The organism is Kitasatospora sp. NPDC057223 (genome assembly GCF_042669755.1).
Lineage (GTDB): Bacteria > Actinomycetota > Actinomycetes > Streptomycetales > Streptomycetaceae > Kitasatospora.
Genome location: NZ_JBHUWW010000016.1, coordinates 48,386 through 74,596 on the forward strand (window position 1 = coordinate 48,386; position 26,211 = coordinate 74,596).

Here is a 26,211-nt window from a genome sequence, read left to right on the forward strand (position 1 = left end):
CTGATGCGCACCATCCTGCAGGTGACCCCGTACTACCCGCCGCACCTGGGCGGGCTGGAGCGCGTGGTGGAGCACCTCGCGAAGCAGCTCGGGCAGCGCCACGACGTCCGGGTCGTCACCACCGTGCTCGGGGCCGGCGGCGCGCCGAGGCGCTCCCGGGAGGGCGGTGTGGGCGTGCGCCGGCACCGCGCCGTCGAGGTCGCGCACACGGCGATCGCGCCGGGCCTGCCGCTCTCGCTGCTGCGCGCCCCGCGGTCGGCCGTGCTGCACCTGCACTGCGCGCACGCCCTGCTGCCCGAACTGGTGGCGCTGACGGCCCGGCTGCGGCGCCGCAGGTTCCTGCTGCACTTCCACCTCGACGTGGACGCCTCCGGCCCGCTGGGCAGGCTGCTGCCGCTGTACAAGAAGCACGTGTTCGGCCGGGTGATGCGGGCCGCCGCGGCCGTCGTCGTGCTGACCGGGAGCCAGGCCGCGTTCGTCCGCGAGACGTACGGGGTGCCCGCCGAGCGGGTGTTCGTGGTGCCGAACGGCGTGGGTGAGGCGTACTTCATGCCGGTGCGCGAGCCGCGGCCGGACGACGGGGAGCCGTTGCGGCTGCTGTTCGTGGGCCGGCTCGGCGCGCAGAAGAACGTCGCCCGCCTGCTGGACGCGATGAGCCTGCTGCGCCGGCCCGTCCGGCTGCGGGTGGTCGGCGACGGCGAACTGCGCGGGCAGCTGGAGGCGCAGGCCGCCCGGCTCGGGCTGACGGGGGTGGAGTTCTCCGGCGGGCTGCTGGGCGACGAGCTGGTCGCCGCGTACGCCGGGGCCGACGCGTTCGTGCTGCCCTCCGACAAGGAGGGCATGCCGCTGGTCGTGCTGGAGGCGATGGCGGCCGGGCTGCCGGTGGTGGCCACCGCGGTCCCGGGGACGGCCGAACTGCTGGACGGGGTCGGGCTGCTCGCCGAGCCCGAGCCCGCCGCGCTGGCGGCGGCGATCGACGCCCTCGCCGGTGACCGTGAGCTGCGCGGGCGGCTCGCCCGGCGCAGCGCCGAGGCGGCCCGCGGCCACTCCTGGGACGCGGTGGCGGCCCGGGTCGAGCAGGTCTACGCCGAGGCCGGGATATGACCGTGACCGCCCTGCTGCGCGGGCGCCTCGGGGTGCTCTGGAGCATCGCCCTGGCCTGCGTGCTGGAGATGGTCCCGGGCCTGCCGGGCCTGCCGCTGACGCTGGCCGGCCTCTGGCTGCTGGTCGGCGCGCCGGTGCTGCTGTGGCGCGGCGTCGCCTCGCGGGTGGTGTCGGGCCGGGACAGCAGCCTGATGCTCGCGGTCGGCCTGGCGGTGATCACCGACATCGTGGTCGCGCTGGGGGTGAACACCCTGCTGCCGCTGTTCGGCATGGCGCATCCGCTCACCCGGGTGTCGATCGCGGGGGCGACGGCGATGACGCTGATCGTGATCGGCGCGTTCGTCCCCGAGGAGGAGCGGGCGGCGGCCTCCCGCCGCAGCGGTACGCCGCCGGGCCTGCTGCCGGTGCTCGGGCTCGGCGCCCTCGCGCTGGTGCTGTCCGTCGCGGGGCCGATCCGGCTGAACAACGGCCTGAGCGGCACGGTCAGTACGTTCGCGCTGGTGGCGGTCGCTGGGCTGCTGGTGCTGCTGATGGTGCGCCGCCGGCGCTACCCCGTGGCGGTGCTGGAGACCGGACTGTTCACGGCCTCGGCGGCGCTGCTGCTGCTGAACTCGCTGCGCGGCTGGTTCATCAACGGCCACGACGTCCAGCGGGAGTACGAGTACTTCCGGCTGACGCTCGGCGGTTCGCTCTGGGACGTCGGCACCTACCCCGACGCGTACAACGCCTGCCTGAGCATCACCATCCTGCCGGTGAGCGTGGTGCGGCTGACCGCGATCCCCGACCTGTACGTCTTCAAGCTGCTGCTGCCGCTGCTGTTCGCGCTGACCCCGGTGCTGGTGCACCGGGCGGTGCGCAACGTGGCGCCGCAGTTCGTGGCGCTGCTGTCGGCGGTGTACTTCCTGGTCTTCCCGACCTTCTTCACCGACATGACCTTCCTGGGCCGGCAGGAGGTCGCGTTCCTGCTGCTCGGCTGCGCGATGGTGGTGCTGACGGACGCGGCCCGGCCGGTCCGGTCACGGCGGCTGATGTTCAGTGTGCTGATGGCCGGCTGCGTGCTCTCGCACTACTCGACGACGTACGTGGTGGTCGCCACGATGGGCGTCGCGCTGGCGACCGACCTGGGGTGGCGGCTGGTGTCGCGGCGCGGGCGCAGGCGGGTGCGGCGGCGCAGCCGGCACAGCGAGACCCGGGGTTTCGTGACCTGGTGGATGGTGGCCGTGCCGGCCGTGCTGGCGCTGGTCTGGGCGGGGCCGGTGACGCACACCAGCGTGCAGTTGCAGAGCACGCTGGGCACCGTCGTGCAGAACCTGGTCCACCCGGGGCAGGCGAAGAGCGGCTCCTCCGACACCTCGTACAGCCTGTTCGGCGGCCGCAAGGTCACGCCGGAGGAGCGGCTGCGCGACTACCGCGAGGAGACGCTGCGGAACACGGTCGCCCAGCGCGCCGACGGGGACTACCTGCCGGTGGAGGCGGTGGACCCGTACCCGACGCCGGCCGTCACGCAGCCGGACCAGCCGCTCACCGCGGCGGGCCGGGCCCTGCAGGGGCTGGGCGTGAGCGTGCCGGGGCTGAACGGGCTGCTCCGGCAGGGCGCCGCGCTGCTGCTCCAACTGCTGGTGGTGGTCGGCTTCGTGGTCGCGGTCCGCGGGCGGCGCCGGTCGTTCCGCCCGGCCCGGGACCAGGTCACGCTGACCGTCGGCGCGCTCGCCATGGTGGCGCTGTTCACGCTGCTGCCGCAGCTGTCGGTGGACTACAGCGTGCTCCGCGCCTTCCAGCAGGGGCTGTTCTTCTTCGCGCCGTTCCTCGCGGCCGGCACCCTGTGGGCGCTGCGCTGGGCCGGGCACCGGACGGTGCCGATCGCCTGCGCGCTGGTCACCACGCTGTTCCTGGATCTCACCGGGGTCGTCCCGAAGGTCCTCGGCGGCTACCCGGCGCAGTTGCAGCTCAGCAACTCCGGCCAGTACTACGACATCTACTACACGCACCCGGCGGAGCGGGAGGCGGCGTTCTGGCTGGAGCAGCAGATCGCCCACGACCCGCGGCAGTTGCTGCAGACCGACCGCTACAGCTTCAGCCGGCTGCAGACCCTGATCACCGGCCCGGCGCAGGGCGACGTCTTCCCGACGCTCACCCGGACGAACTCGTACATCCTGCTCGGGACGACGACCGTGCGGAAGAACGAGGTGACGGTTTTCTACCAGGGCGACCTGGTGACCTACCGTTATCCGGTGGCGCTCCTGGACGCGACCAAGAACCGGATCTACAGCAGCGAGGGAGCGGTGATCTACCGATGAGCGGGCCCGACCGGACAGCCCGGCCCTACCGGGTGCTGCTCGTCAGCCACTACTACCCGCCGCACCTCGGCGGCATCGAGAACGTCGTCCGCCAGGAGGCCGTCCACCTGGCGGCCCGCGGCGTCGACGTCACGGTGCTGACCAGCGGCGAGCGCGGCAGCGTCCGGCAGGAGGACGGGGTGCGGGTGGTCCGCGTCGCGGCCTGGAACGGCGCGGAGCGGGCCGGGGTGCCGTTCCCCGTGCTGTCGCCCGCGGTGCTGGCCGCCGCGCTGCGCTGGGCCCGCCGGGCCGACGTCGTCCACCTGCACGACTGCCTCTACCTCACCTCGTGGACGGCGGGCCTGGCCGCCTTCCTCACCCGCACCCCGCACGTGCTCACCCAGCACGTCGCCATGGTGGAGCACCCGTCCGCCCTCGTCCGCGGGGTGCAGCGGGCCGTCTACGCGGTGGCGGGCCGGGCGCTGCTGCGCCGGGCCCGGCGGGTGCTGACGCTCAACGCCTCGGTGGCCGCGTTCGTCGGGGAGTACGGCGCCCGGGCCGAGCGGCGGCGGCACCTGCCCAACGGCGTGGACACCGCGCTGTTCCGGCCCGCCGAGGGCGCGGAGGAGCGCCTGCTCGCCCGCAAGCGGCTGGGCCTGCCGGCTGACCGGACGCTGGTGCTGTTCGCCGGCCGCCTCGTGCCCAAGAAGGGCTACGACCTGCTGCTGGCGGCCCACGACGGGACGGACCGGTACGACCTGGTGTTCGCGGGCGACGGCGACGCGCAGGCGCTGGCCGGGCGCCCCGGCGTGCACCACCTCGGCACGCTCGCTCCGGAGCGGCTCGCCGAGGCGTACCGGGCCTGCGACGTGTTCGCCCTGCCGTCCACCGCCGAGGGGTTCCCGCTGACCGTGCAGGAGGCGATGGCCTCCGGACTGCCGGTGGTGACCACCGACGACCCCGGCTACGCCCCCTACCGGCTGGACCGCGAGCGGGTCATGCTGCTGCCGAGGGACGCCGCCGTACTGCGCGGCGCGCTGGCCGCGCTGGCCGCGGACGAGCCGCTGCGCGCCCGGATGGGCCGGTACTCCCGGGACTGCGCCACGACCGCGTTCGGTTGGGAGGAGCACGTGAGCGCGCTGCTCGGCCACTACCAGGACGGGCCGCCGGTGGAGCCCGCATGAGAGGGCTCGCCCGGCCGCTGACCGAGGTGGCCTTCGTGCACGGCCTGCTCGGCTGGCTGTACGTGGCCGCCTGCGCGGCGACCCGGCCCGAGGAGCTGGACGTGGCGGTCGCCACGCTCTTCCCGGTGCGCCGCGACACCTTCGGGGCCGCCTGCTTCGCGCTGTCCGCGCTGGCGGCCTTCGCGCTCCAGGTGCGCGGCGCCGGCGGCCCCGCGCCGTGGCGCCCGGCCCGCCCGGCGCGGCGCGGCCCGGTCGACGCCGCTCTCCGTACGGTGGTCGGCTACACGCTGCTGACCTGGGCCTATCTCTGCGTCAACTCGCTGACCCACCCGGAGACCATCGCCCGGCAGTTCACCCACTTCGCGTCCGTGCCCTCGGAGGGCACGACGGCGGCCGTCTGCTTCGCGGCCTCCGCCGCCGCCCTGTTCGCCCTGCGGGTGCGCGGGGCCCGGCCGGTCCGGCATGGGTAGCCGCCGCGGCGGCCGGCACGCCCGGCCCCGCGACCAGGTGTACCGCAGCTCGTTCTTCCTGCTCGCGTCCTCGGTGACGACGGCCGGCCTGGGCTTCCTGTTCTGGGTCGTGGTGGCCCGTTTCTACAGCCCCGAGCAGGTCGGGGTGGCCACCTCGCTGATCTCGGCGACCTCGCTGCTGTCCTACCTCAGCCTGTTCGGCCTCAACAGCACGCTGGTGCGCTTCCCGGCGCCCGACTTCGCCCGCAACGGGCAGTTCACCCAGTCGATCGTGCTGGTCGCGGGCACGGCGTGCGCGGCCGGGGTGATCTACCTGGCGGGCCTGCCGCTGTACGGGCAGAAGCTGGTGCACATCCGGGACCACCTGTGGCTGGCCGCGGCCTTCGTGCTGTTCTGCGCCTGCGCCGCGGTCAACCAGCTGACCGACTCCGTCTTCATCGGCGCCCGGATGCCGCAGTACAACGTGCTCGTCGACGGCCTGCTCCAGGGCCTCACCAAGCTCGCCCTGCCGGTCGCCCTGGTCGGCTTCGGCGCGGTCGGCATCGTCGGCTCGACCGGCGGCGGCTACGCGGTCGCCGTGCTGGCCTCGCTGGTGCTGATGCGCCGCCGGCTCGGTTTCCGCTTCGACTTCCGCACCCGGGGCACCCGGCTGCGCGAGCAGCTGAGCTTCTCCGTGGCGAGCTACGTCTCCAGCCTGCTCAACCTGCTGCCGCTGATGGTCGTCCCGCTGATCGTGCTGCAGCAGCTGGGCGAGGCGGCGGCCGGCTACTACTACGTGGCCTTCCAGATAGCGAGCCTGCTGCACGCGGTGTCCGCCGCCGTGGGGGAGGCGCTGTTCGCCGAGGTCTCCTCGGACGAGTCCCGTTTCGCGGAGCTGCTGCGGCGCTCCGCGCTGATCACCGCCGCCGTCCAGGTGCCGGCGGTGGCCGTGGTGGCGGTGGGCAGCGGCCTGCTGCTGCGGATATTCGGCGGCGAGTACGCGGCGCGGGCGCAGGGCCTGCTCGTGGTGCTGGCCCTCGGGGCCCTGGCCGTCGCGTTGAACACCTGGGCGAGTTTCTCCCTCAAGCTGGCCCGGAAGCTGAAGCACCTGATCCTGAGCAACGTGGTGTACGCGGTGGTGACCATCGGCCTGGCCGCCGCGTGGGCACCGCGCGGCCTGGTGTGGCTCGGCTGGGCCTGGGGCGTGGGCAACCTCGCCTCCGGCGTGTACGCGGCCGTCGCGCTGTTCGCCGCGCGGGCCGCCGCGCCGCTGCCGCCCCCCGCGCCCCGGCCGCAGCAGTACCAGGAGCAGCACCCGCTGCAGTACCAGGAGCAGCACCCGCTGCAGTACCAGGAGCAGTACCCGGAGCAGCCGGCAGCGCCGCCGGCCGGGCCGCCGTCCCAGGCGCCCCGTACCCGGCTCCCGGGGCCGGAACTGATCCCAACCGAGGGACACCACCGATGAAGATCGTGGTCATCAACGCGTACGTTCGGGAGAACGCCGGGGATGCCGCTCTGCTCGCGGTCTGCCTGCGGCACGTCCGGGAGGCCTACCCCGGCGCCCGGCTCAGCATCGCCGGGATGGAGGACCGGACGGTCCACCCGTCGTTCGAGGGCGTCGAGAACCTCGGCTCGATCCGCCGTCACGTCGCGGACGGCGGCGTCTCACTGGCCCGCCGCGTGCTGCGCAAGCTCCTGGTCGCCCCGGTGGCGGTGACCGCGCTGCTGCTGCCGCGGGCGGCCTGCCGGCTGCTGCTGCGGCTGCTGCCGGTGGAGGCGCGCCGGGAGGCCGACGCCGTCTCCCGGGCCGACCTGGTGGTCTCGATGGGCGGCGGCTACCTGCTGGCGCGGCCCGGTCCGGACGGCTACCAGAACGTCTTCTTCGTCCTCCTCCCGGCCCTCATCGCGCAGAAGGCGCGGGTGCCGGTGGTGTTCGCCCCGCAGTCGTACGGGCCGTTCCCGGCCGCGGCGCAGCGCCGGCTGGTGGGGCGGGTGCTGCGCCGCGCCGCCCTGGTGCTCGCCCGCGAGGACGTCAGCGTGGAGCTGCTGAAGGAGTGCGGGGTGCCCGCCGGGCAGGTCCGGCGGGCCGCCGACGCCGGTTTCGCGTTCGCCCCCGAGCCGGCCGCGGACTGGCGCTCCCGGCTCGCCGCCGACGGCCGGCAGCTGGTCGGGGTGACCGCCCGGCGCTGGCTCGCCCCGGCCGAGCAGGAGCGCTACGAGCGGGCGCTCGCCGCGACGGTCGACGCGCTCCAGGAGGACGGCGCGCAGGTGGTGCTGATACCCCAGGTGACCACGGACTACCTGGGCGACGACGACCGGATCGTCGAGCGCCGGATAGCGGGCTACTGCACCAGCGCCCCGCTGCGGATCGACGAGCGGCTCGACTACCGCGAACTCAAGGGCCTGTACACCGAGTGCTCGCTGCTCGTCGGGACCCGCTTCCACTCGGTGATCTTCGCGCTGACCAGTGGCGTCCCCTGCGTCGCGATCGAGTACGAGCACAAGACGAGGGGCATCATGGCCGACCTGGGGCTGGAGGAGTGGGTGCTGCCGATCGCCGAGGTGACGGCTGCCCGGCTGTGGGCGCTGGTGGCCCGGCTGCGCGCCGACCCGGCGGCGTACCGCGCGCTGCTCCAGCAGCGGATCCCCGGCTACGTCCAGGAGGCGGAGCAGTTCCGCGAGTTGCTGCGGGAGCTCGGTGACGCCCGCCCGGCCGGCCGCGAACTCGCGCGGGCCGGCGCGTGAGCGCCCGCGCCGGAGGCCGCCGTACGGTGGCGGTGGTCTCGCCGTACTACCCGCCCAAGATCGGCGGGGTGGAGAACTACGCGGCCCGGATCGCCGCCGCGCTCGCCGCGACCGACGACCTGCGGCCCGTCGTCATCACCACCCGCCCCGCCGGGCTGCGCACCACGGTCGCCACCGAGGACGGCGTGCAGGTGGTCCGGCTCGGTGCCTGGCTGCGGCTGTCCAACACGCCGCTCAGCCCGCTCTGGCCGCTGCAACTGCGGTACTGGCTGCGCCGGACGGGCGCCGAGGTGGTCAACGCGCACGCCCCCGTCCCCGGGCTGGCGGACCTCGCGGTCGCCTGCGCGGGGGCGCGCCCGGCCGTCCTGACGTACCACGCCGGCTCGATGCACAAGGGGGAGCCGGGCAGCGGACTCGCGGACCGCCTGATCGGCGGGTACGAACGGCACGTCCTGCCGAGGGTGTTCCGGCGGGCCCGCACCCTGGTCGCGGTCTCCCCGGTGTCGCTGGCCGCCGGCCACGGCCACGCGGTCGAGATCACCCCGGGCGTGGACACCGCCCGCTTCACCCCGGGCGCACCGGCCTCGCAGCGCCCGCGCACGGTGCTCTACGTCGGCCGGATGGACCGCACGTCCGCCTGGAAGGGCGTCGACGTGCTGATCCGCGCGTTCGCGGAGCCGGGCGGCCCGCCGGGTGCCCGGCTGCGGCTGGTCGGCGGCGGCGACGCCGTCCCCGATCTCCTCCGGCTGGCTGCCGAACTAGGCGCCGGCGACCGGGTGCAGGCCGTCGGCGAGCTCACCGGCGAGGCCCTGGTCACCGAGCTGCGGACCGCCGCGGTGCTGGCGCTGCCGTCCCGCACCGAGGCCGAGTCCTTCGGGATGGCCCTGGTGGAGGCGATGGCCTGCGCCACTCCCGTGATCGGCTCAGAGGTGGGCGGCATCCCGCACGTCGTGACGGACGGCGACACCGGCCTGCTCGTCCCGCCCGGTGACCCGGCCGCCCTGGCGGCCGCCTGCCGCAGGCTGCTGGAGGACTCCGCGCTCGCCGACCGGCTGGGCGCGGCCGGCCGCCGCCGGGCGGAGGAGCGCTACGCCTGGGACGGCCTGACGGAGCGCTACGCCGAGCTGTTCCGGGGGCTGTAGCGGGGCCGGGCGGCTACTGCTTCTGCTGCTTCTGCTGCTTCTCGTACGCGGCGATGGCGGAGCCGAACGCGTCGAGGGAGGGCTTCGGGGAGCCGTCGTAGCGGCGCAGGCCGTAGAACAGGGAGCGGTGCGCCCGGTCCTTGTCGGTGCCCGCGTCCTGGTCGGCGAACCAGAAGACGGCCTCCACGTGCCGGTTGGCGGCCGAGGCCGGGATGGTGTCGGTGGCGATCGCGGCCTGGAACTCCTCGGTCACGTGGGTGGCCGTGTCCGCCGCGTTCGACTTGCCGTCGGCGGCCGTGCCGGGACCGTCGGTGGGGGCGCCGGTCTCGGTGAGCCAGATCGGCAGGTCGGGCGTGCCGTACTTGTCCAGCACCGCGACGAGGTTGTCCTTCGCGGTGCTGATCTGCTCGAAGGCGGTGCCGTAGGTGGTCCGCGCGCTCGGCAGGTCCGGGTAGGTGTACGGGTGGTAGCTGATCGCGTCCACCATCCGGTTGGCGCCGAGCTTGGAGACCTCGGTGAGGAAGTCGGTCTGCGAGACGTACGCCTTCTCCGGGTTGGTGCCGACCGCGGCGAGGCCGCCCATCAGGACGTACGCCTTGGGGTCGGCGGCCCGCAGGGCCTTGGAGGTGACCTCCAGCAGCTTGGTGTAGGCGGCCGGGTCGGGCTTGGGGGCCCAGAACGGGATGTTCGGCTCGTTCCAGATCTCCCAGGTGTGCACCCCCATCGGCGCGTACCGCTGCGCGGCGTCCTCGGCGAACGCGGCGAACAGGGCGGGGTCGGCCGGCGGGCATGACGCGTCGTCACCCTGGCAGCCGGCCTTGCGGGCCCAGGCCGGGGTGTAGGCGATGGTGGGGAGGACTTCGAGCTTGCGGTCGCGGGCGGCCTTGACGACCCGGTCGAAGCGCTGCCACTCGTAGTGCTTGGAGTTCTCCGGCTGGATGTTCTTCCAGGACAGGTCGACCCGCACCCACTTGGCGCCGGAGTTGGCGGCGTCGTCGAGTCCGATCGCGAGGTCCTTGTCGGACTTCCAGGTGAGGGTGTCCCCGTACGCGATGCCGATGTGGAGCTGACGGCCGTTCGACGCCTGCGCGGCGGCCGGGCCGCTCTCGCCGCCCGCCGGGGCCGGGGCCGAACTCGTGCTGCCCGGGGCGGAGTCGGACGGCGCGACCGCGGACGGCGAGTCAGTGGCGACGATCGTCGCGACCGCGGAAATCACGAACGCGACCACCGCAACCAACAGTCGCTGTCGTCTACCGGAAAGCTTCCCCATGGCGCACAGCCTAGGCGAGCCCCTCCGGGCCGGTGAAGGAGGGCCACGGATGCCTGTTCGAGCCGGCCGGGCCCGCGGACGTCGCGGCGGCCGGTCGGTCCTCCGGGCAGGCGCCGGGCAGTCGTACGCTCGGTGGTGTGAGCGAAGAGAGCCAGACGCAGCGCCCGGACGAGGCGGGGACGGGATTCGAGCGGGGCACGGACGGGCCCAAGGTGATCGTGGCGGGCATGGACGGCTCCGCCGCCGCTGCCCGCGCCACCGCGTACGCGGCCGGGCTGGCCCGTCGCCAGAACGCGCTGCTGGCCATCGTGTACGTGCAGCCGGTGTACGCCGGCGCGGCGGCGATGGGCGCCTCGGTCAACGACACCACCGAGGAGGTCGCGGACGAGCTGGTCCGCGAGATCCGGGCGGCGGCGGAGCGGCTGCGCGGCATCTTCGAGGTCCGGTGGGAGTTCCACACCTTCCGGGGCGACCCGTTCATCGGCCTGGTGCAGACCGCGGACCGGCTCAAGGCCGACGCCGTGGTCGTCGGAGCCTCCGAGCAGGCCGGCCACCGGATCATCGGCTCGGTGGCGGTGCGGCTGGTGAAGGCGGGGCGCTGGCCGGTCACGGTCGTGCCCTAGAGGGCCTGTCGGGACAGGCTCCGGACCCGCGCCCGCCGGCCGTCACTCCTCGTCGAGGTCCAGGTCGCCCGGGTCGCCGGCGTCGCTGCCGTCCGGCGTGCCGCTGATCGCGTAGCCCTGGCGGCGGGCCTCGTAGCAGGCGACCGCCGTGGCGGAGGAGACGTTCAGCGAGCCGACCCGGCCCAGCTGCGGGACGAACGCGACGGTGTCGCACAGCGCCAGGCCCTCGGGGGTGACGCCGCGGTCCTCGTGGCCGACCATGAACGCCGTCGCCGGGGTGAGCTTCGCCGCGAACAACGGCTCGGCCTCGTCGGCAAGTTCGAGCCCGACGATGCGGAAGCCGTCGGCCCGCGCCTGCGCCACCGCCTCGGCGACCGTCTCGAAGTGCTGCGCCTTCAGGTACCGGTCGGTGCCCATCGCGGCCTTCTGCGCGCCCGCCGACCGCACCGAGGGGGTGTCGCCGGTGAGGTAGAGCTTCTCGGCGCCCATCGCGGACGCCGTGCGGACGATCGAGCCCACGTTGAAGGGCGACTGGAGGTTCTCCAGGATCAGCGCCAGCTTGAACTCGTTGCTGCGCCGCCACTGGCGGTGCAGGCGCTTCAGATCGGTCCCGCGGAGCTGCTTCACGTCGTCGTACCTCGTCCACTGTCGGGGGTGGCGGCCTCGGGGCGGGGCCGCGCTTCGAGAATCCGGAATCCGTTGACCGAGGTGACCCGCGTGGTCGGGTAGCCCTCGGTGTTCAGCCACTTCTGCAGGGAGTCCGAACCGAGGTTGCGCTGGACGACGAGGAAGGCCGAGCCGTCCGGTGTCAGGCGCGGCAGCCAGCGGTGCAGCAGGCGGTGCAGCGCGCCCTTGCCGATCCGGATCGGCGGGTTGGAGTAGATCGCCGCGAACCGCACGTCCTCGGGCACGTCGTCGGGCAGGACGGCCTGGACGTTGTTCAGGCCGAGCGCCTTCGCGTTGTCGGTGACCAGGTCGAGCGCCCGGGTGTTGATGTCGACCGCCCAGACGGCGGAGCGCTTGCGGCGCGACGCCCAGGTGAGCGCGATCGGCCCGTACCCGCAGCCCATGTCGAGGATCGGGCCCTTCACGTGCGGCGGCGGCGCGTGCTCCAGCAGGATGCGGGTGCCCGGGTCCAGCCGGCTCCGGGAGAAGACCCCGGTGTCGGTGGTGAGCTCCAGGGTGATGTCAGGCAGGGTCACGGTGATCGGTCGTCGCTCGCTGGCGACGTCGGGTGCACCGGTGAAGTAGTGCGAGCCGGACATGATTTCCCCGTCGGGTCGTAAGGGCCTGGGCCACCGGGTGGGCGCGGATCAGCCCTGCTTGTTCGGCATTGATCGTACCCTTGCCCCCGCCGCCCCCGGATCCCCGCAGGTCAGGACCCCTGCCCCGGCCGTTCCCGCCCGGTCAGCCGATGCCGGGGATCTTGCGGGTGGTGACGGCGATCCGGTTCCAGGTGTTGATGGTGAAGATCAGCGAGATCAGCTGGGCCAGCTCGGCGTCCTCGAACTGCTCGGCCGCCGGCCCGTACACCTCGTCCGGTACGCCGCCGTCGCCGATCCGGGTGACGGCCTCGGCGAGGGCCAGTGCCGCGCGCTCCTTCGCGCTGTAGACCCCGGCCGGGGCCTCGCGCCAGACGGAGAGCAGGTAGACCCGCTCGTCGCTCTCGCCGGCCTTGCGGGCGTCCTTGACGTGCATGTCCAGGCAGTACGCGCAGTTGTTGAGCTGCGAGGAGCGGATCTGCACCAGTTCGACGAGCGCCGGGTCGAGGCCCTCGCGGGCGGCGGCGTCCAGGGCGAGCAGGGCGCGGAAGGCCTTCGGGGCGGCCTTGGCGTAGTTCACGCGGGCGGTGGTGGTGCTGGCGGTGGCGGCGGCGTTCTCGGTGGTCGTCATGTGGACAACTCTAGGATCCGAATGCACCACGGGTAGGGTTCATTTCCATGGCAGATTCACGGGTCAATCCGGCGCCGCCCGCCGACCCCGGCAGCGACCTCCATCTGGACCTGCGCCCCGGCCGGGGCCGCCGCGCCGCCCTGATGGACGCCCTGCGGGACGCCGTCCGCTCCGGACGCCTCACCCCCGGCACCCGGCTGCCGTCCTACCGCACGCTCGCCACCGACCTCGGCCTCGCCCGCAACACCGTCGCCGAGGCCTACGCCGAACTCGTCGCCGAGGGCTGGCTCACCGCCCGCCAGGGCTCCGGCACCCGGGTCGCGGCCCGCGCCACCCCGCCGGAGCGCGGGCCGGTGCGCCGCGCCGCCCCGGCCGAGCGCCCGCCCCGGCCCTCGTACGACCTGCGGCCGGGCTCCCCCGACGCCGCCTCCTTCCCCCGCGCCGCCTGGCTGGCCTCCGCCCGCCGGGCGCTGACCGCGGCACCCAACGACGCCTTCGGCGCCGGCGACCCGCGCGGCCGCGCCGAACTGCGCCGCAGCCTCGCCGGCTACCTCGCCCGGGCCCGGGGCGTGCGCACCGACCCCGACCGGATCGTGGTCTGCGCCGGTTTCGCGCACGCCCTGCGGCTGCTCGTGCCGCTGCTCGACGGCCCGTTCGCCGTCGAGTCGTACGGGCTGGCCTTCCACCGGGGCCTGCTCGAAACGCCCGCCCGCGCCACCACCGCGCTGGCGATCGACGAGCACGGCGCCCGCACCGGCGACCTCCCGGCCACCACGGCCCGGGCGGTGCTGCTCACCGCCGCCCACCAGTTCCCCACCGGCGGCCCGCTGCACCCCGCCCGCCGCGCGGCCGCCGTCGACTGGGCCCGCGCCACCGGCGGCCTCGTCCTGGAGGACGACTACGACGGCGAGTTCCGCTACGACCGGCAGGCGGTCGGCGCCCTCCAGGGCCTCGACCCCGAGCGGGTCTGCTATCTCGGCTCGGTCAGCAAGAGCCTCTCGCCGGCGCTGCGCCTCGGCTGGATGGTGCTGCCCGGCCACCTGGTCGACGAGGTGCTCGCCGAGAAGGGCGAGCGCGAGGCCTGGACGAGCGTGACCGACCAGCTGACCCTCGCCGACTTCATCGACTCCGGCGGCTACGACCGCCACATCCGCCGGATGCGGCTGCGCTACCGCCGCCGCCGCGACCAGCTGGTTGCCACCCTGGCGGAGCGGGCCCCGCACGTGCGGGTCACCGGCATCGCCGCCGGCCTGCACGCCGTCCTGCGGCTCCCGCCGGGCACCGAGCCGAGCGTCCTGAAGGGCGCCGCCTGGCAGGGCCTGGCCGTGGACGGCCTGGCCGCCTACCGCCACCCCGCCGCCACCACACCCGTCCAGGACGGTCTCGTCGTCGGCTACGGCACCCCGCCCGACCACGCCTTCCCCGCCGCCCTGGACGCCCTCTGCCGCGCGCTGCCGTAGCGGCTCAGGCCTCCAGGGCGTCCACCGCGCACCAGAGCAGGCCGTCCCGGCTGGAGTGCCCGAACCGGTCCGACAACCCCAGTGCGGGCAGCGTCTCCAACTGCCTTTGCGGATCGGCCGGGACGGCCGCCGTCAGCAGGTACCCGCCGGGCGTTCTGCTCACCCGCACGTCGGCGCCCGCAGCGAGGGCCAGCGCGGCAGCGATGGCGTACGCCCGCTCAACGGCCCGCATCGCGCTCGCCCGGGCGGGGCGGTAATCCGTCGGCGGGGCCGACGTGTTCGGGCCGTGCCGTCCACTCGACCCCGCCGCCGTCGGGGCGCAGGTAGCGGCGTCCGCCCTGGGTGTCCATGTAGACGCCCTCCCGCCCCCGGTGGTGGTCGCGGACGCGTTCGCCCCGGCGAGGTGCGTACGGGCCCGGCGGGCCGTCGGCGGCGCGGTCGGACGGCTCCGGGTTGCTCACGTCTCCTCCCAGGGCGCCACCTGGGGGAGCCGTCGCAGCCTGAGCCGGCCGCAGACGCGGACGGTCACCAGGTCGTCCACCACGTCGACCACTTCGGCCCGGCAGCGGGGCGCGGCCGGGTCGCTGATCTCCCAGTCGGGGGGTGCGACGGCCGCGGCTCCACCGGCTGCGGGACGCCAGTCCGGCGGTGGCGGGATTCGGCGGCCGGGGTGTTCGGGTTCCGGTCGGGGGTCGGTGCCGGTCATACGGGATCTGGCCTTTCGTCAGGGGGCGGAGAAATATGGCCGATCGGATTTCTCCTCGCCGGTCCGTGGCTATCGTTGCGGGTACGGACCGGTGCCCGACAGGGTGGCGGGATTGACTTCCCCGAATGTCAATGGATTGGGAGCCATCCATGGCATATGCCGAAAAACTTGACCCCTCGTCATCCGTACTCGCGTTCTATGCGACGGACCTGCGGCGGCGCCGTGAGGCGTCGGGTCTGACGCAGCGGGCGCTGGCCGGGCAGGCGCTCATGGCGCCGTCGTTGCTCAACAAGATCGAGGCGGGGCTGCGGTTGCCGACCAAGGATCTGTCCGAGGTTGCGGATTCGGTATTCGGGACGGCGGACCATTTCCAGCGCCTCTGGCCGCTGGTCATCAAATACGCCTATCCGGCCTGGTTTCGGCCGTACGTCGACCTGGAGGAGGCGGCCACGGCCATTCGCTCGTTCCAGGTGCAGGTAGTGCCCGGACTTCTCCAGACCGAGGAGTACGCGCGGGCCGTTCTGGCCGCCCGCCGGCTCGACCGGGAGACCGTGGACGAGCAGGTGGCCGCCCGGCTCCAGCGCCAGCACGTCCTCAACGGCCGTACACCGCCGGAGTTGTGGGTCGTCCTGGACGAGAACGTGCTGCGGCGCCCTCCGAGCGGGGCCGAGGTGATGCGCGCGCAGCTCGAAAGCCTCATCACGGCGGCGGAGCGGCCCAGCACCGTGGTTCAGGTCGTTCCCTTCAGTGCGGGGCTGCACGCCGGGGTCGGCGGTCCGTTCTCCGCGCTGACCCTCGATGAGGGGCCCAGCATCGTCTACGTGGACGGGTTCCTGCAGGGCCAGATCCTGGCCGATCCGGCCCAGGTCAAGGCTGCCGCCCGCGCCTATGATCTCCTCACGGCCGTTGCCCTGCCGCCCGATGCGTCGATCGACCTGATCGCCGCCGTCGCAAAGGAACTGTGATGACCACCAGCGCGAGCGCCCTCCCCGTCACCTGGCACAAGAGCAGCTACAGCAGCGACAACGGCGGCGACTGCATCGAGGCCGCCCGGGGGCTGGCCGGCCTCACTCCCGTCCGTGACTCGAAGGACCCGCACGGCCCGGCGCTGGTCTTCCCGGCCGAGGCGTGGCAGTCCTTCGTGTCGGCCGCCGCTCAGGACGTCCTCCGCCGGGCCGCGCTCTAGCGGTTCGCCCCCGGCAGGGCTTCACTGGGTGCCCAGCACCATCCACTTCTCCGGCGTGGTCAGCGGCTCGAACCCGGCCTTGGCGTACACCCCGTGGGCGTCCGCGGTGGCCAGCATGATGCGGCGGATGCCGTACGGCGCGAGGTGGTCGCGGACGGTGGCGGCCAGGGCGGTGCCGAGGCCCTTGCCGCGGGCGTCGGGGGCGATGTAGACGTCGCAGAGCCAGGCGAAGGTGGTGTGGTCGGTGACCACGCGGGCGTAGCCGAGCTGGGCGCCGGAGGCGGTGTCGTAGACGCCGAAGTTGAGGGAGCCGGCGATGGCGGCGTCCTGCTTCTCGCGGGGGCGGCCGAGCGCCCAGTAGGCGTCCTCGGACAGCCACCGGTGGATCTGTGCGGCGTCGAGGCGCCCGGGGTCGGTGGAGATCTCGTAGCCGGCGGGGAGGGCAGTGTTCATCCCCGGATCCAAGCAGTCGGGCCGGTCGGCGGGCCAGTGGATATCGGCGGCCGGGCCCCGGCCGGGCAACACGCCGGGGTCCGGGCGACGCGTCGCGTCGGGGCGGTTGCGGACGGATACTTCAAGGGCCCCGTCGGGCAGGGTCCAGCCGGGCCCGGGTGAGACTCCGAGCAGCGAGGACGACGCCATGCCGCAGATTCCCGAGGACTTCGTGGACAAGGCCGAGATCGCCGAGCCGGAGCCGGACGATCCGGAGGGTGACGAGTACGACGAGCTGGTGGAGCGCCGGGCGCTGGGCGCGGACCCGGCCACGGACGTCGCCGACGCCGCCGAGCAGGCCCGGGTCGTCGAGCTGGACGAGGACGAGTACCGCTGACGCACCGGCTGCCGCCGGGCCGTCCACCTGCGCACTCTTCCACCACAGGTCATCCGGATTTCGTTTGGACCCGTTCGAACGCTCTGGCATGATCGTCCGCGCCGGGCCCCGGGCCCGCGGACCGTGTGGGGGGATGGGTCATGCGCGCGCTGCGCCTCTTTTCTGTTGCCGTCGTGGGTGCCGTACTGGCGGGTGCGCTGACCGCCTGTGACGGCGGGGCCGGCTCCCGGTCCTCCGAGGCCGAGGACGCCATCAACGCGTCGGTCGCGGTGATGCGGAAGGCCGGCAACGGCTCCGTCGAACTGGTCGTGCCGGCCGGTCTGACGGACGGCCCGCTGAAGGGGCTGGTGAAGGGCTCCGCCGACTGGACGGACGGGACGGCGCTCGACCTCACGGCCGCCGACTTCCGGATGCGGTCGCTCGGCGACACGCTGTACCGGAGCGTGCCGGCGGCCGAGGTGAAGGGCGGCCGGAGCTGGACGGCGGACCGCGCCACCGCCGAGGGCGGGCAGCAGGCGCCTGCGGACGGCACCGGCGCCGGTCTCACGAGGATCGTCAACCCCGTGCTGCGGATGACCTCGGCGGCCCGCAGCGGCACGCTGAGCCTGGTGGGCTCCGGGCCGGTCGACGGGGTCGAGACCAAGCGCTACCGCAGCATCGAGCCGCTGGACGCGCTGGTGACGGTGCCGGGCACGCCCGACGCGGGCGACGGCAAGCCGTACTGGCCCGGTCCGGCCGGGGTGAAGCGCACCTTCATGGCGGAGTTCGCCCTCAACGCCGAGCAGGAGCTCGTCCAGCTCAAGCTGTTCCTGGACGACCGGTCGCAGACCTCGATGAACTCGGGCGGCCCGTTCGTGCTGCGGTTCTCGGGCCTGGGCCGCGCGCCGAGGATCGTCCCCCCGGCCGCGAGCGAGATCGTCGTGGACCCGCGGATCTCGCAGCCGGCGGACCCGAGGCCGGACGGCCCGTCCCGCACCGCGGCGGCCGCCCTGCGGGCCGCTGCCGCGAAGGCCGCGAAGCAGAACTCGTACCGGACGGCCCGGACGGGCCCGGCGGGCTCGGGGCAGCGCTCCCTGATGGTCTTCGACGGGACGAAGGCGTCCGAGATCGAGTCCTGGGGCAACCCGGAGTACGGCAGCAGCGGCGACGGGCACCGGCACATGATCCTGATGGACGGGCTGATGTACTCCCGGGCCGAGAACCTGCCGGGCAAGAGCTGGCTGAGCATGAAGTTCGGCAGCAGCGAAGCGGGGGCCAAGGGCTTCCTGTCCGCTCTCCTCGGCTCGCTCGCCACCAGTGACGACGTCGCCCGGGTGGCCACCGAGGACGTCGGCGGCCGCCCCGCCGAGCACTACCGGGGCACCGTCGAACTCACCGCCCTCGCCGGCTACCGGGGAGCCGCCATCAACTGGTTCGAGCGCGACATGTTCGTCCGGGAGGCCGAGGACCACGGCCTGGCGAAGGTCGGGATCGACGTCTGGATCGGGGCTGACGGCCTGCCGGTCAAGGCGCAGGAGTCCGGCAGCGGTTCCAAGGGGGCGTACAGCGTCACCGAGGAGTACTCCGCCTTCGGGGCGGACCCCCGGATCACGGCGCCGGCGGCCGCCGACGTGATCGCGATGGACGACCTCCTGGGTGGCGACAGGACCGGGCCCGGGTCCAGCGCCTGAGCGGCCGAGGAGCGCCCTACAGCGCCTTGCGGCGCTGGAGCCAGGCGAAGGCAGCCCAGCCGGGCAGGACGGGCAGCAGCAGGGTCAGCAGCCGGTAGAGGGCCACGGCGGCGATCGAGCCCTCGGTCATGCCGGCCGTCGCGACCAGCCCGAAGGACAGTGCGCCGTCGGTGACCCCGGCCCCGCCCGGGGTCGGGGCGGCGCTGCCCACGGCGTTGCCGACCAGCAGGACGACGGCGACGGCGGCGAAACCCGGCTCGGCACCGACGGCGTGCGCGCAGCAGTACAGGCAGGCGACCAGGCAGAGCGAGACCAGCAGCTGTCCGGTGATCCCGGCGGCCAGCCGGCCGGGGCTGCGCAGCAGGTCGAGCAGCCGGGGGAGCACCTCGGAGGTGAGCGGGCGCAGCCGGGCGACCAGCCAGCGACGGGCCGGGGCGACCGCCGCCACCACGCTGAGCAGGACGGCGGCGCCGGCCAGCCCGCCGACCACGATCGGCAGGGCGTTCATTTCGGAGCCGGGGTTCTGGTTCATCAGGGAGGCGAACGCGCCGAGCTGGAGCAGGTGCAGGACGAGGCCGAGCAGTTGGCCGACGCCGACGCTGGAGAGGGCCTGCGCGGTCGGGATGCCGGAGCGCTGGAGGAAGCGGGTGTTGAGGGCGACGCCGCCGACCCCGCCGGGCGAGACGATCTTGACGAAGGAGCCGGCCACCTGGGCGAGCGTGGCGTGCCAGAGGTTCAGCCGCTCGGGCACGAAGCCGACGAAGCCCATGGTCGCGGCGAGGTGGCTCGCGGTGGCGGCGAGGACGGCGAGCGTCATCCAGCCCGGGTCGGCGCCCACGAGGGTGGTGATCGGGTTGTCGTCGCTGCTGAAGAACGGCGGCAGCAGCAGGCAGCCGGCGACCACGCCGCCCACCACCGCGACCAGGGTGCGGGGCCGCAGCCGCTCCAGCCGGATCGGGCCGACGGGCGCCTGCGGGCGGGCCCGGAGCACCTCGGCCCGGATGGCGTCGAGCAGTTCGGGCTGTTCCTTGAGGGCGGTCCGGGTGCAGCGGGCGAGCGCTATCGGCTGGAGCAGCGGCAGTGCGGCGCCGACGGGGTCGGAGCCCAGCACGGCGACGGCGGAGCGGACGGCCCGCTCGGCGCCGGCCCGAAGGGCGAGGGTGGTGAGCAGCTGCGCGGTGTCGGCCTGGAGGACGAGCTCGCTCGCCGCGATGTCGCCGTCCGCGAGGCCGACCAGGTGGACGGCGCCGTCCTCGGCGATCAGGACGGCCTCCGGCACCAGCGCCCGGTGCGAGATCTCCCGGGTCTGCAGCAGGCCGAACTGGGTCCAGGCGTCGGCGAGCAGGGCGTCGGTCACCTCCTCGTCGGCGAGCAGGTCGAGGGTCCGTCCGGGGACGTGCTCGTAGGCGACGAGGGCGGCGTCCGGGCCGAGTTCGGCGCTGGCGGCCACCTTGCGGGTGCGCACCCCGGCGGCCACGGCGGCGTACGAGACGAGGGCCTCGTGCTCCAGGCCGGTGCGCAGTGAGCGCAGCACGCGCGGGTGCGGGGCGGTGCGCAGCCGCAGCCGGCGCCAGACCCGCTGGAAGAGCGCGGCGACCAGGGCCTGCCGGTCGAGCAGCAGCACGTCGAGGTCGGGGCGCCCGTTGTCCTGCCGGACGAGGTAGCGGTCGGGGCCGTCCTGGGTGACGGTGCAGGGGCGCAGGCCGACCGCGCGCAGGCTGCGCATCAGGGCCTCCGGCCGGGGCCGGGGGTCGGGCACGCCGACCGCGTACAGCGTGCCGTGGGCGACGGTGGCGCCGATCAGCAGGGCGAGCAGCAGGGAGAGCGGGCCGGCGTACTGGGTGAGGAGCCCGGCCACGCCGGACACGGCGAGCACCATCCGGGGGCGGTGCCGGTCGCGGGCGCCGGAGGCGGTGAGGAAGGCGAGGACGGGCGCGAGGTAGCCGTAGACGGGTTCGGTGCGGCCGGGGCCGTCGGGCAGCGGGTGGGTGAGGGCGTGCAGCAGGCTGTCCGGGGCGGAGCTGTCCACCCAGAGGTTCAGGGCGACGCAGACGCCGTACGCGAGGACGGCGGCGAGCAGGCCGTCGGTGACCTGCTGGCGTCCGCGCCGGCGGTCCCGGCCGAGCAGCCGGCGGCCGGCCGAGACGGCGGGGACGAGCAGCAGGGCGGCCGTCGCCAGTACGCCGGCCACCCGGGCCACCGGGTGCGGGACGAGGCCGGCGCCCGAGATGACGTCCGCGTCCAGGCCGCGCGCGGTGGCCTGCGCGTACTCGGCGAGCAGCACGGTGAGGCCGATGGCGGCGAGGCCGAGCAGGAAGCGGATCAGCGCGGCGGGCTGGCGCACCCGGTCGGTCGGCCCGCCGCGGGCGGGGGCGCGGGCGGGGGCGGGTGGACCGGCGGGCACCTGTCCGGGGATCCCGGCGGGCCGGTCCGCACCCGTGCCGCTGTCGTGTCGCTCTGTCACCGTGGCCACGCGGCATGCTCCCACGCCGGGCCCCGCCGCGGGTGCGGCGGGCCCGGAAAGGCAGGGCGGCTGCCGGCGGCGGGGCCGGGAGGGGCGTCAGGCCTGGCGGGTCGGCAGGGCGATCAGCTGGCGCAGGTTGACGTCCCGGCGGCGGCTCACGGTGTAGCCGATCAGGTCGGCGATGTCCTCGGCGGTGAGCGCCGGGATGGCGGCGAACATGCCGTTGATCTGCTCGGTCAGCAGCGGGTTGTCGATGTGGCTGCCCAGCTCGGTGTCGGTCAGGCCGGGCTCGACGTTGGTGACCCGGACGTCGCGCGGGCCCAGCTCGCTGCGCAGGGCGGCGGACAGCTGGGTGATCGCGGCCTTGGTGGCCGAGTACACCGCGAAGGTGGGGAAGACCAGGTGGGCACCGATCGAGGAGATGTTCACCAGGTCGGCGGTGCGGCCGTCGGCGGCGGAGGCGGTGAGGTCGGCGGTGAAGGCGCGGATGACGCGCAGGGCGCCGGTCAGGTTGGTGTCGATCATCCGGCTCCACTCGTCGATCCGGCCGTCGTCCACCGGGTTGGGCAGCATCACGCCGGCGTTGTTGACCACCAGGTCGACCAGGCCGTACGCCTCCCGGACGCGGGCCGCGGCCGAGTCCACCGAGGCCTGGTCGGTGACGTCCACGGTGACGGCGAGGGCCTGGCCGCCGTCGGCGGTGATCTTCGCGGCGAGGTCCTCCAGCCGGTCGGTGCGGCGGGCCAGCAGGGCGACCCGGGCGCCGTTCGCGGCGAGCAGCCGGGCGGTGGCCGCGCCCATTCCGCTGGCGGCTCCGGTGACGACGGCGGTGCGGCCGGAAAGGGTGGGGTAGCTCATGACGACTCCTCGGGAGGGTGCTGCGGCCCGGTGCTGCGGCGGGTGCTGCGACTGGCTGACGGCTCCACTCTGCGGCGCCCCGAGGAGGCGGACCAGGCTGTGCCTTTCCTGGGAAAACCAGTACCAGGCTGGCTCGCCGGGCGCGGACTAGCCTGGGGGGATGGAGAACACGGTGGGGGACTTCCTCCGGTCGCGCCGGGCGCGGATCCAGCCCGAGGAGGTCGGCCTGCCCTCGCACGGGCGCCGGCGCGTCCAGGGCCTGCGGCGCGAGGAGGTCGCGCAGTTGGCGGGCGTCAGCGTGGACTACTACATCCGGCTGGAGCAGGGCCGTGGCACCTCCGCCTCGGACGCCGTGCTGGACGCGGTGGCCCGGGTGCTGCGCCTGGACGAGGTGGAGCAGGCCCACCTGCGCGACCTGACCCGCCCCGCGCGCGCCGAGCGGCGCGAGAAGTCGGCCCGGGGGAGGCAGCTCGTCCGCCCGGGCCTCCAGCTGCTGCTGGACATGATGGACGGGGTGCCGGCCTTCGTCCTCGGCCGCCGGATGGACGTGCTGGCGTGGAACGCGCTCGGCGACGCGCTGCTGGCGTTCTCGGCCCAGCCGGCGGAGCAGCGCAACGCGGCCCGGAGCGTCTTCCTCGACCCCGCGAGCCGGGAGTTCTACCCCCAGTGGGAGGCCGTCGCCGCCGAGACGGTCGCGTTCCTGCGACTGGACGCGGGCCGGTATCCGGAGGACCGCCGGCTGAGCGCGCTGGTCGGCGAACTGGCCGTGCGCAGCGAGGAGTTCCGCCGGCTCTGGGCCGACCACCAGGTGAAGGACAAGACCCACGGCCGCAAGCTGCTCCGGCACGGCCTGGTGGGTGAGCTCGACCTCGGGTACGAGACGCTCGCGGTGACCGGCGCGGTCGACCAGATGCTCGTCACCTACACCACCCCGGCGGGGTCGCCGACCGCGCAGAAGCTGGCCCTGCTGGCCAGTTGGACGGCCGGCGGCAGTGCCGCGCCGGCGCCGGACGCCCGGTTCGCAGGCTGACCGGCGCAGGCTGACCGGCGCGGTTGCGCGCCGCAGCGGCTCCGCGTGACTACGCTGCGTGCATGAGCGCGTGCGAAGACCTTGCAGCGGCCCCCCGGGACATCGTGCCGCTGCCGCCCACCGACGGCTGCGCGGACTGTCTGGCCGCCGGGCGCCGGGACTGGGTGCATCTGCGGATCTGCCTGGACTGCGGGCACATCGGCTGCTGCGACAACTCCCCGCAGCGGCACGCCAGTGCGCATTTCCACAACAGCTCCCACCCGGTGATCCGCTCGTACGAGCCGGGGGAGGAGTGGCGCTGGTGCTACGTCCACGAGGCGATGGACTGAGCGCCGGGGGCGACTGCTGGGCGGGCCAAAATGTGTAGATCGGATAAAATCCGGACATAACAGCCGGTGCGGCCTCCCGCCCCGCACCCGCGAGACGGGCGCCGCCGAAGGAGGTCGACGATGACCAAGCAATCGACCGAGCAAGCGACCGAGCAACCGCCGGGCAGGATGAGCAGGCTCCAGCGCGGCACGCAGGAACTGCTCGAACGCAGGGGAATGGCGGCCGCACCCCGGCCGCTCGGGCCGACGCTGAACACCAACGCCCCACCGGCCGTCCTGACCGGGATGCACTTCGGGGACACCGCGTTCCGCCACGGCGGGCGCGACGCCGCCGCCACGACGATGCAGTCCGCGCCCGCGACGCACGCGGAGCTGAAGGGGCACCGGCACCGTGGGGCGGAGAAGCACTCCGCGCACTGATTCCGGCGACAGCACCCGTCAGGGGCGGGAGCGGCTACCGCTCCCGCCCCTGACGCGTGTTCAGCCCGCCTCTCAGGGGCATCCCCCAGACGGATCCGGGGCGGCTCGGGGCTGGCCCCGGATGGCGGCGGCCGCGTGCTCGGCCAGGCTGGTGACCGGCAGCAGACGCCGCTCACCGAATCCCTGGAGCCCTCCGTGCGATCCCCCGCCCACGTCCCCGCCTCCGCCGACCAGCCTGTCCGGCGTCCCCGTTGGACCACCCTGGCGGCCTCCGGCGCCCTGCTCGTCGCGCTGACCGCCGGCCTCGCCGCTCCCGCTCTCGCCGCCGGCCCGGCCCGGGCCGCCGCGTCCGACGCCCGGGGCGTCGCGCCGCTCGACCGCGCCGCGCTCGCCGCCACCCTCGCGGACCTGCCCGACGCCACCGTGAGCGGCGCCCTGGTCCGGGTCACCGGCCGGGGCGGCGAGTGGTCCGGTACGGCCGGCGAGGGCGTGCCGGCCGACGGCCGGTTCCGGATCGGCAGCATCTCCAAGGTCTTCACCGCCACCGTCGTCCTCCAGCTCGGCGCCGAGCGCCGCCTCGACCTCGACGCCACCGTCCAGCACTACCTCCCCGGCCTGCTGCGCGCCGACTACCCGCCCGTCACCGTGGGGCAGTTGCTCGACCACACCAGCGGTTTGCCCGGCGGCTCCGGCCTCACCTCCGGGGACGGCAGCGAGCAGTGGTTCGCCGACCACCGCACCGACGGCTGGACGCCCGCCGAGGTGGTCGCCTCCGCCGTGGCCCAGCCGATGAGCTTCACGCCCGGCACCGCCCAGCAGTACAACGGCATCAACACCTTCATCGCCGGGATGCTCGTCGAGAAGGTCACCGGCCGCTCCTTCGCCCGCGAGGTGCAGACCCGGATCGCCCGGCCGCTCGGCCTGCACGACACGTACGTGCCCGCCGCCGACGACACCTCGCTCCCCGGCCCGCACGCCCACGGCTACCTGACCGTCCCCGGCCCCGGCGGCGCCGACGCCCCCGGCGTCCTGGTGGACGTCACCGAGCAGAGCCCCTGGCCGTGGGCCGAGGGCGGCATGATCTCCTCCGCCGCCGACCTCGACCGGTTCATGACCGCCCTCTTCCGTGGCCGGCTGCTGCCGCCCGTCCAGCAGGCGAAGCTCTTCACCGTTCCCGCCGTGCCCAACTACCGCAACAAGAACTGCGAGGTCGGCCCGACCGCCGGCCACGCCTGCTTCAGCATGGGCCTGATGACCGCGACCCTGCCGAACGGCGTCGTGGTGTGGGGCAAGACCGGCAGCCGCCCCGGCTACACCAGCGGCGTCTTCGCCACCCGCGACCTGAGCCGCCACCTCGTCTACTCGATGAACCCGACCGGAATCGACGGCCGCGAGTTCCCGCACATGTGGGCCGTCGTGACGACGTCCCTCGGTTCGGGCCGGTCGTACTGACCGGGCCGGCCGCTCCGCGCCCCGTGGCAGAGTGGGCGGCGACGCCCGCACACCCGCCAGAAGGAGCCCGTCATGTCGGACGACCCGCTGCTCGCCCGTGAGGCCTGGCTCGCCTCACTGCCCCGCGCCTACGCCGCCGCCGGCTGCCTCCTCCAGGACGAGGAGGGCAACGTCCTGATCGTGAAGGCCGGCTACCGCGAGCACTGGCAGTTCCCGGGCGGCACGATCGACCTCGGGGAGGGCCCCGACGTGTGCGCGGGCCGCGAACTGGAGGAGGAGACCGGCATCGTCAAGGAGCCCGGCGCCCTGCTGGCCATCTCCTGGACCCACCCCTCCGCCGAACTCGACCACCCGGCGGCGCACTTCCTCTTCGACCTCGGCACCGTCCCGACCGGCACCCCGGTCACCGTCCCGGCCGGCGAACTCGACACCTACCGCTGGGCCCCCGTCCCCGAGGCCCTGCAACTCCTCGGCCCGGCCCGCTCCCTGCGCCTGGCCGCCGCCCTCGAAGCCCGCACGGACGGCCGCGTCCGGATCGTCACGTCCCCGGTCTCGGGCTTCTGAGGCCGCTTGCCGGTGGCAGGAAAGCCTGTCTGTCCGATAACCGGTGGTGCGCAGGCGGCGGGGCTTGTAGCGTCCCCGGGTGACCGATGCCGAGAAGACCGTGATCAGGCCTGCCGTTCCGACGGATGCGGAGGCCCTCGCGGCCGTCCATCTGGCTTCGCGGGCGGCAGCCATGCCGTTCCTGCCGCCGCAGAAGCGCGTCCGGGGCGAAGTGGTGTGGTGGTTCGAGAACGTCGTGCTGCCGGAGTGCCGGGTGTGGGTGGCGGTGCGGGGTGGGGAGACGGTCGGCTTCGCCGCGCTGGACGGCGACATGCTCGACCAGCTGTACCTGCGGCCGGACATCCGCCGGCAGGGGGTCGGCACGCTGCTGCTGGACGAGGTCAGGCGGCACAGCCCGGAGGGCCTGTCGCTGATGGTCTTCGAGCAGAACACGGACGCGCGGGCGTTCTACGAGCGGCACGGTTTCACGGTGCTGGACACCAATGACGGCAGCCGCAACATGGAGAAGCTGCCCGACCTGACCATGCGCTGGGTGCCGGGCACCGCCGGGTGACCAC

Annotated in this window: 28 protein-coding genes; 19 read left to right on the plus strand and 9 right to left on the minus strand. The window is 74.3% G+C overall.

The genetic code is table 11. The annotated features are described in order from the left end of the window. Positions 1-3: 3 nt before the first annotated feature. The 7 genes from ACFUK0_RS09180 to ACFUK0_RS09210 are packed head-to-tail and all read left to right on the plus strand — an operon-like array spanning position 4 to position 8,900. Complete coding sequence (locus ACFUK0_RS09180; RefSeq protein WP_380247792.1) at positions 4-1,104, plus strand: glycosyltransferase family 4 protein; 1,101 nt, start codon at positions 4-6, stop codon at positions 1,102-1,104. Then, positions 1,101-3,401, plus strand: a complete 2,301-nt coding sequence (locus ACFUK0_RS09185) for a DUF2206 domain-containing protein (protein WP_380247794.1) — start codon at positions 1,101-1,103, stop codon at positions 3,399-3,401. Before ACFUK0_RS09180 ends, ACFUK0_RS09185 begins: the two co-directional genes overlap by 4 nt. Then, the gene (locus ACFUK0_RS09190; RefSeq protein WP_380247796.1) at positions 3,398-4,564 is read left to right on the plus strand and encodes a glycosyltransferase family 4 protein; all 1,167 of its coding nucleotides are present in this window, start codon (positions 3,398-3,400) and stop codon (positions 4,562-4,564) included. The genes ACFUK0_RS09185 and ACFUK0_RS09190 overlap by 4 nt, the downstream gene beginning before the upstream one ends. Further along, positions 4,561-5,034 carry a hypothetical protein gene (locus ACFUK0_RS09195; RefSeq protein WP_380247798.1) on the plus strand — a complete coding sequence of 158 codons (474 nt, stop codon included), beginning with the start codon at positions 4,561-4,563 and terminating at the stop codon, positions 5,032-5,034. The genes ACFUK0_RS09190 and ACFUK0_RS09195 overlap by 4 nt, the downstream gene beginning before the upstream one ends. Next, positions 5,027-6,478, plus strand: coding sequence for a lipopolysaccharide biosynthesis protein (locus ACFUK0_RS09200; protein WP_380247800.1), 1,452 nt, complete (start codon positions 5,027-5,029; stop codon positions 6,476-6,478). The genes ACFUK0_RS09195 and ACFUK0_RS09200 overlap by 8 nt, the downstream gene beginning before the upstream one ends. Further along, positions 6,475-7,758, plus strand: a complete 1,284-nt coding sequence (locus ACFUK0_RS09205; RefSeq protein ID WP_380247801.1) for a polysaccharide pyruvyl transferase family protein — start codon at positions 6,475-6,477, stop codon at positions 7,756-7,758. The genes ACFUK0_RS09200 and ACFUK0_RS09205 overlap by 4 nt, the downstream gene beginning before the upstream one ends. Further along, the gene (locus tag ACFUK0_RS09210) at positions 7,755-8,900 is read left to right on the plus strand and encodes a glycosyltransferase family 4 protein (RefSeq protein ID WP_380247803.1); all 1,146 of its coding nucleotides are present in this window, start codon (positions 7,755-7,757) and stop codon (positions 8,898-8,900) included. Before ACFUK0_RS09205 ends, ACFUK0_RS09210 begins: the two co-directional genes overlap by 4 nt. Positions 8,901-8,913: 13 nt before the next feature. Here ACFUK0_RS09210 and ACFUK0_RS09215 read toward each other — a convergent pair whose 3' ends face one another. Then, the gene (locus tag ACFUK0_RS09215; protein ID WP_380247805.1) at positions 8,914-10,170 is read right to left on the minus strand and encodes a cellulase family glycosylhydrolase; all 1,257 of its coding nucleotides are present in this window, start codon (positions 10,168-10,170) and stop codon (positions 8,914-8,916) included. A 137-nt stretch (positions 10,171-10,307) separates the two neighbouring features. On the opposite strand from ACFUK0_RS09215, the gene ACFUK0_RS09220 reads away from it, so the two are divergent. After that, positions 10,308-10,793, plus strand: a complete 486-nt coding sequence (locus ACFUK0_RS09220) for a universal stress protein (RefSeq protein WP_380247807.1) — start codon at positions 10,308-10,310, stop codon at positions 10,791-10,793. Between the two features lie 42 nt (positions 10,794-10,835). Here the strand turns inward: ACFUK0_RS09220 and ACFUK0_RS09225 are convergent, their stop codons facing one another. The 3 genes from ACFUK0_RS09225 to ACFUK0_RS09235 all read right to left on the minus strand — a co-directional run bounded on the left by ACFUK0_RS09225 (position 10,836) and on the right by ACFUK0_RS09235 (position 12,686). Then, positions 10,836-11,420: a TrmH family RNA methyltransferase gene (locus ACFUK0_RS09225; protein ID WP_380247809.1), complete on the minus strand. Its 585-nt coding sequence runs from the start codon at positions 11,418-11,420 to the stop codon at positions 10,836-10,838. Further along, entirely contained in the window at positions 11,417-12,058 is a 642-nt protein-coding gene (locus ACFUK0_RS09230) for a class I SAM-dependent methyltransferase (protein WP_380247811.1), read from the minus strand. The genes ACFUK0_RS09225 and ACFUK0_RS09230 overlap by 4 nt, the downstream gene beginning before the upstream one ends. Before the next feature lie 142 nt (positions 12,059-12,200). Next, positions 12,201-12,686 (minus strand): carboxymuconolactone decarboxylase family protein, encoded by a 486-nt coding sequence (locus tag ACFUK0_RS09235; RefSeq protein ID WP_380247813.1) that lies wholly within the window; start codon positions 12,684-12,686, stop codon positions 12,201-12,203. Between the two features lie 47 nt (positions 12,687-12,733). Between ACFUK0_RS09235 and ACFUK0_RS09240 the strand changes: the two genes are divergently transcribed. Further along, the gene (locus ACFUK0_RS09240) at positions 12,734-14,146 is read left to right on the plus strand and encodes a PLP-dependent aminotransferase family protein (RefSeq protein ID WP_380247815.1); all 1,413 of its coding nucleotides are present in this window, start codon (positions 12,734-12,736) and stop codon (positions 14,144-14,146) included. A gap of 4 nt (positions 14,147-14,150) precedes the next feature. On the opposite strand, the gene ACFUK0_RS09245 is transcribed toward ACFUK0_RS09240, so the two are convergent. Next, a complete protein-coding gene (locus ACFUK0_RS09245; protein WP_380247816.1) occupies positions 14,151-14,378 on the minus strand; it encodes a hypothetical protein in 228 nt (75 codons plus the stop codon). Between the two features lie 225 nt (positions 14,379-14,603). Then, positions 14,604-14,852, minus strand: coding sequence for a hypothetical protein (locus ACFUK0_RS09250; protein ID WP_380247818.1), 249 nt, complete (start codon positions 14,850-14,852; stop codon positions 14,604-14,606). A gap of 149 nt (positions 14,853-15,001) precedes the next feature. On the opposite strand from ACFUK0_RS09250, the gene ACFUK0_RS09255 reads away from it, so the two are divergent. Together ACFUK0_RS09255 and ACFUK0_RS09260 are read left to right on the plus strand one after the other, a co-directional pair. Continuing rightward, positions 15,002-15,817 (plus strand): Scr1 family TA system antitoxin-like transcriptional regulator, encoded by an 816-nt coding sequence (locus ACFUK0_RS09255; RefSeq protein ID WP_380247820.1) that lies wholly within the window; start codon positions 15,002-15,004, stop codon positions 15,815-15,817. Continuing rightward, entirely contained in the window at positions 15,817-16,038 is a 222-nt protein-coding gene (locus ACFUK0_RS09260) for a DUF397 domain-containing protein (RefSeq protein ID WP_380247822.1), read from the plus strand. The genes ACFUK0_RS09255 and ACFUK0_RS09260 overlap by 1 nt, the downstream gene beginning before the upstream one ends. 21 nt (positions 16,039-16,059) lie before the next feature. On the opposite strand, the gene ACFUK0_RS09265 is transcribed toward ACFUK0_RS09260, so the two are convergent. Beyond that, positions 16,060-16,491 carry a GNAT family N-acetyltransferase gene (locus tag ACFUK0_RS09265; RefSeq protein WP_380247824.1) on the minus strand — a complete coding sequence of 144 codons (432 nt, stop codon included), beginning with the start codon at positions 16,489-16,491 and terminating at the stop codon, positions 16,060-16,062. Positions 16,492-16,678: 187 nt separating this feature from the next. Here ACFUK0_RS09265 and ACFUK0_RS09270 point away from each other — a divergent pair, with 187 nt between their 5' ends. After that, positions 16,679-16,867 (plus strand): hypothetical protein, encoded by a 189-nt coding sequence (locus tag ACFUK0_RS09270; protein WP_380247826.1) that lies wholly within the window; start codon positions 16,679-16,681, stop codon positions 16,865-16,867. A gap of 140 nt (positions 16,868-17,007) precedes the next feature. Next, positions 17,008-18,537, plus strand: a complete 1,530-nt coding sequence (locus tag ACFUK0_RS09275) for a hypothetical protein (RefSeq protein ID WP_380247828.1) — start codon at positions 17,008-17,010, stop codon at positions 18,535-18,537. 16 nt (positions 18,538-18,553) lie between these two features. Here the strand turns inward: ACFUK0_RS09275 and ACFUK0_RS09280 are convergent, their stop codons facing one another. Further along, entirely contained in the window at positions 18,554-21,010 is a 2,457-nt protein-coding gene (locus ACFUK0_RS09280) for a YbhN family protein (protein WP_380247830.1), read from the minus strand. A gap of 87 nt (positions 21,011-21,097) precedes the next feature. Then, a complete protein-coding gene (locus tag ACFUK0_RS09285; protein WP_380247832.1) occupies positions 21,098-21,859 on the minus strand; it encodes an SDR family oxidoreductase in 762 nt (253 codons plus the stop codon). A gap of 160 nt (positions 21,860-22,019) precedes the next feature. Between ACFUK0_RS09285 and ACFUK0_RS09290 the strand changes: the two genes are divergently transcribed. From ACFUK0_RS09290 to ACFUK0_RS09315, 6 genes are all read left to right on the plus strand, one after another. After that, positions 22,020-22,889, plus strand: coding sequence for a helix-turn-helix transcriptional regulator (locus tag ACFUK0_RS09290; protein ID WP_380247834.1), 870 nt, complete (start codon positions 22,020-22,022; stop codon positions 22,887-22,889). Positions 22,890-22,951: 62 nt separating this feature from the next. Further along, complete coding sequence (locus ACFUK0_RS09295) at positions 22,952-23,218, plus strand: UBP-type zinc finger domain-containing protein (protein ID WP_380247836.1); 267 nt, start codon at positions 22,952-22,954, stop codon at positions 23,216-23,218. A gap of 120 nt (positions 23,219-23,338) precedes the next feature. Next, positions 23,339-23,638 carry a hypothetical protein gene (locus tag ACFUK0_RS09300; RefSeq protein WP_380247838.1) on the plus strand — a complete coding sequence of 100 codons (300 nt, stop codon included), beginning with the start codon at positions 23,339-23,341 and terminating at the stop codon, positions 23,636-23,638. A 195-nt stretch (positions 23,639-23,833) separates the two neighbouring features. Next, positions 23,834-25,090, plus strand: a complete 1,257-nt coding sequence (locus ACFUK0_RS09305) for a serine hydrolase domain-containing protein (RefSeq protein ID WP_380247839.1) — start codon at positions 23,834-23,836, stop codon at positions 25,088-25,090. Between the two features lie 72 nt (positions 25,091-25,162). Continuing rightward, the gene (locus ACFUK0_RS09310) at positions 25,163-25,654 is read left to right on the plus strand and encodes an NUDIX domain-containing protein (protein WP_380247841.1); all 492 of its coding nucleotides are present in this window, start codon (positions 25,163-25,165) and stop codon (positions 25,652-25,654) included. A 79-nt stretch (positions 25,655-25,733) separates the two neighbouring features. Next, positions 25,734-26,207, plus strand: a complete 474-nt coding sequence (locus ACFUK0_RS09315; protein WP_380247843.1) for a GNAT family N-acetyltransferase — start codon at positions 25,734-25,736, stop codon at positions 26,205-26,207. The last annotated feature ends 4 nt before the right edge of the window (positions 26,208-26,211 follow it).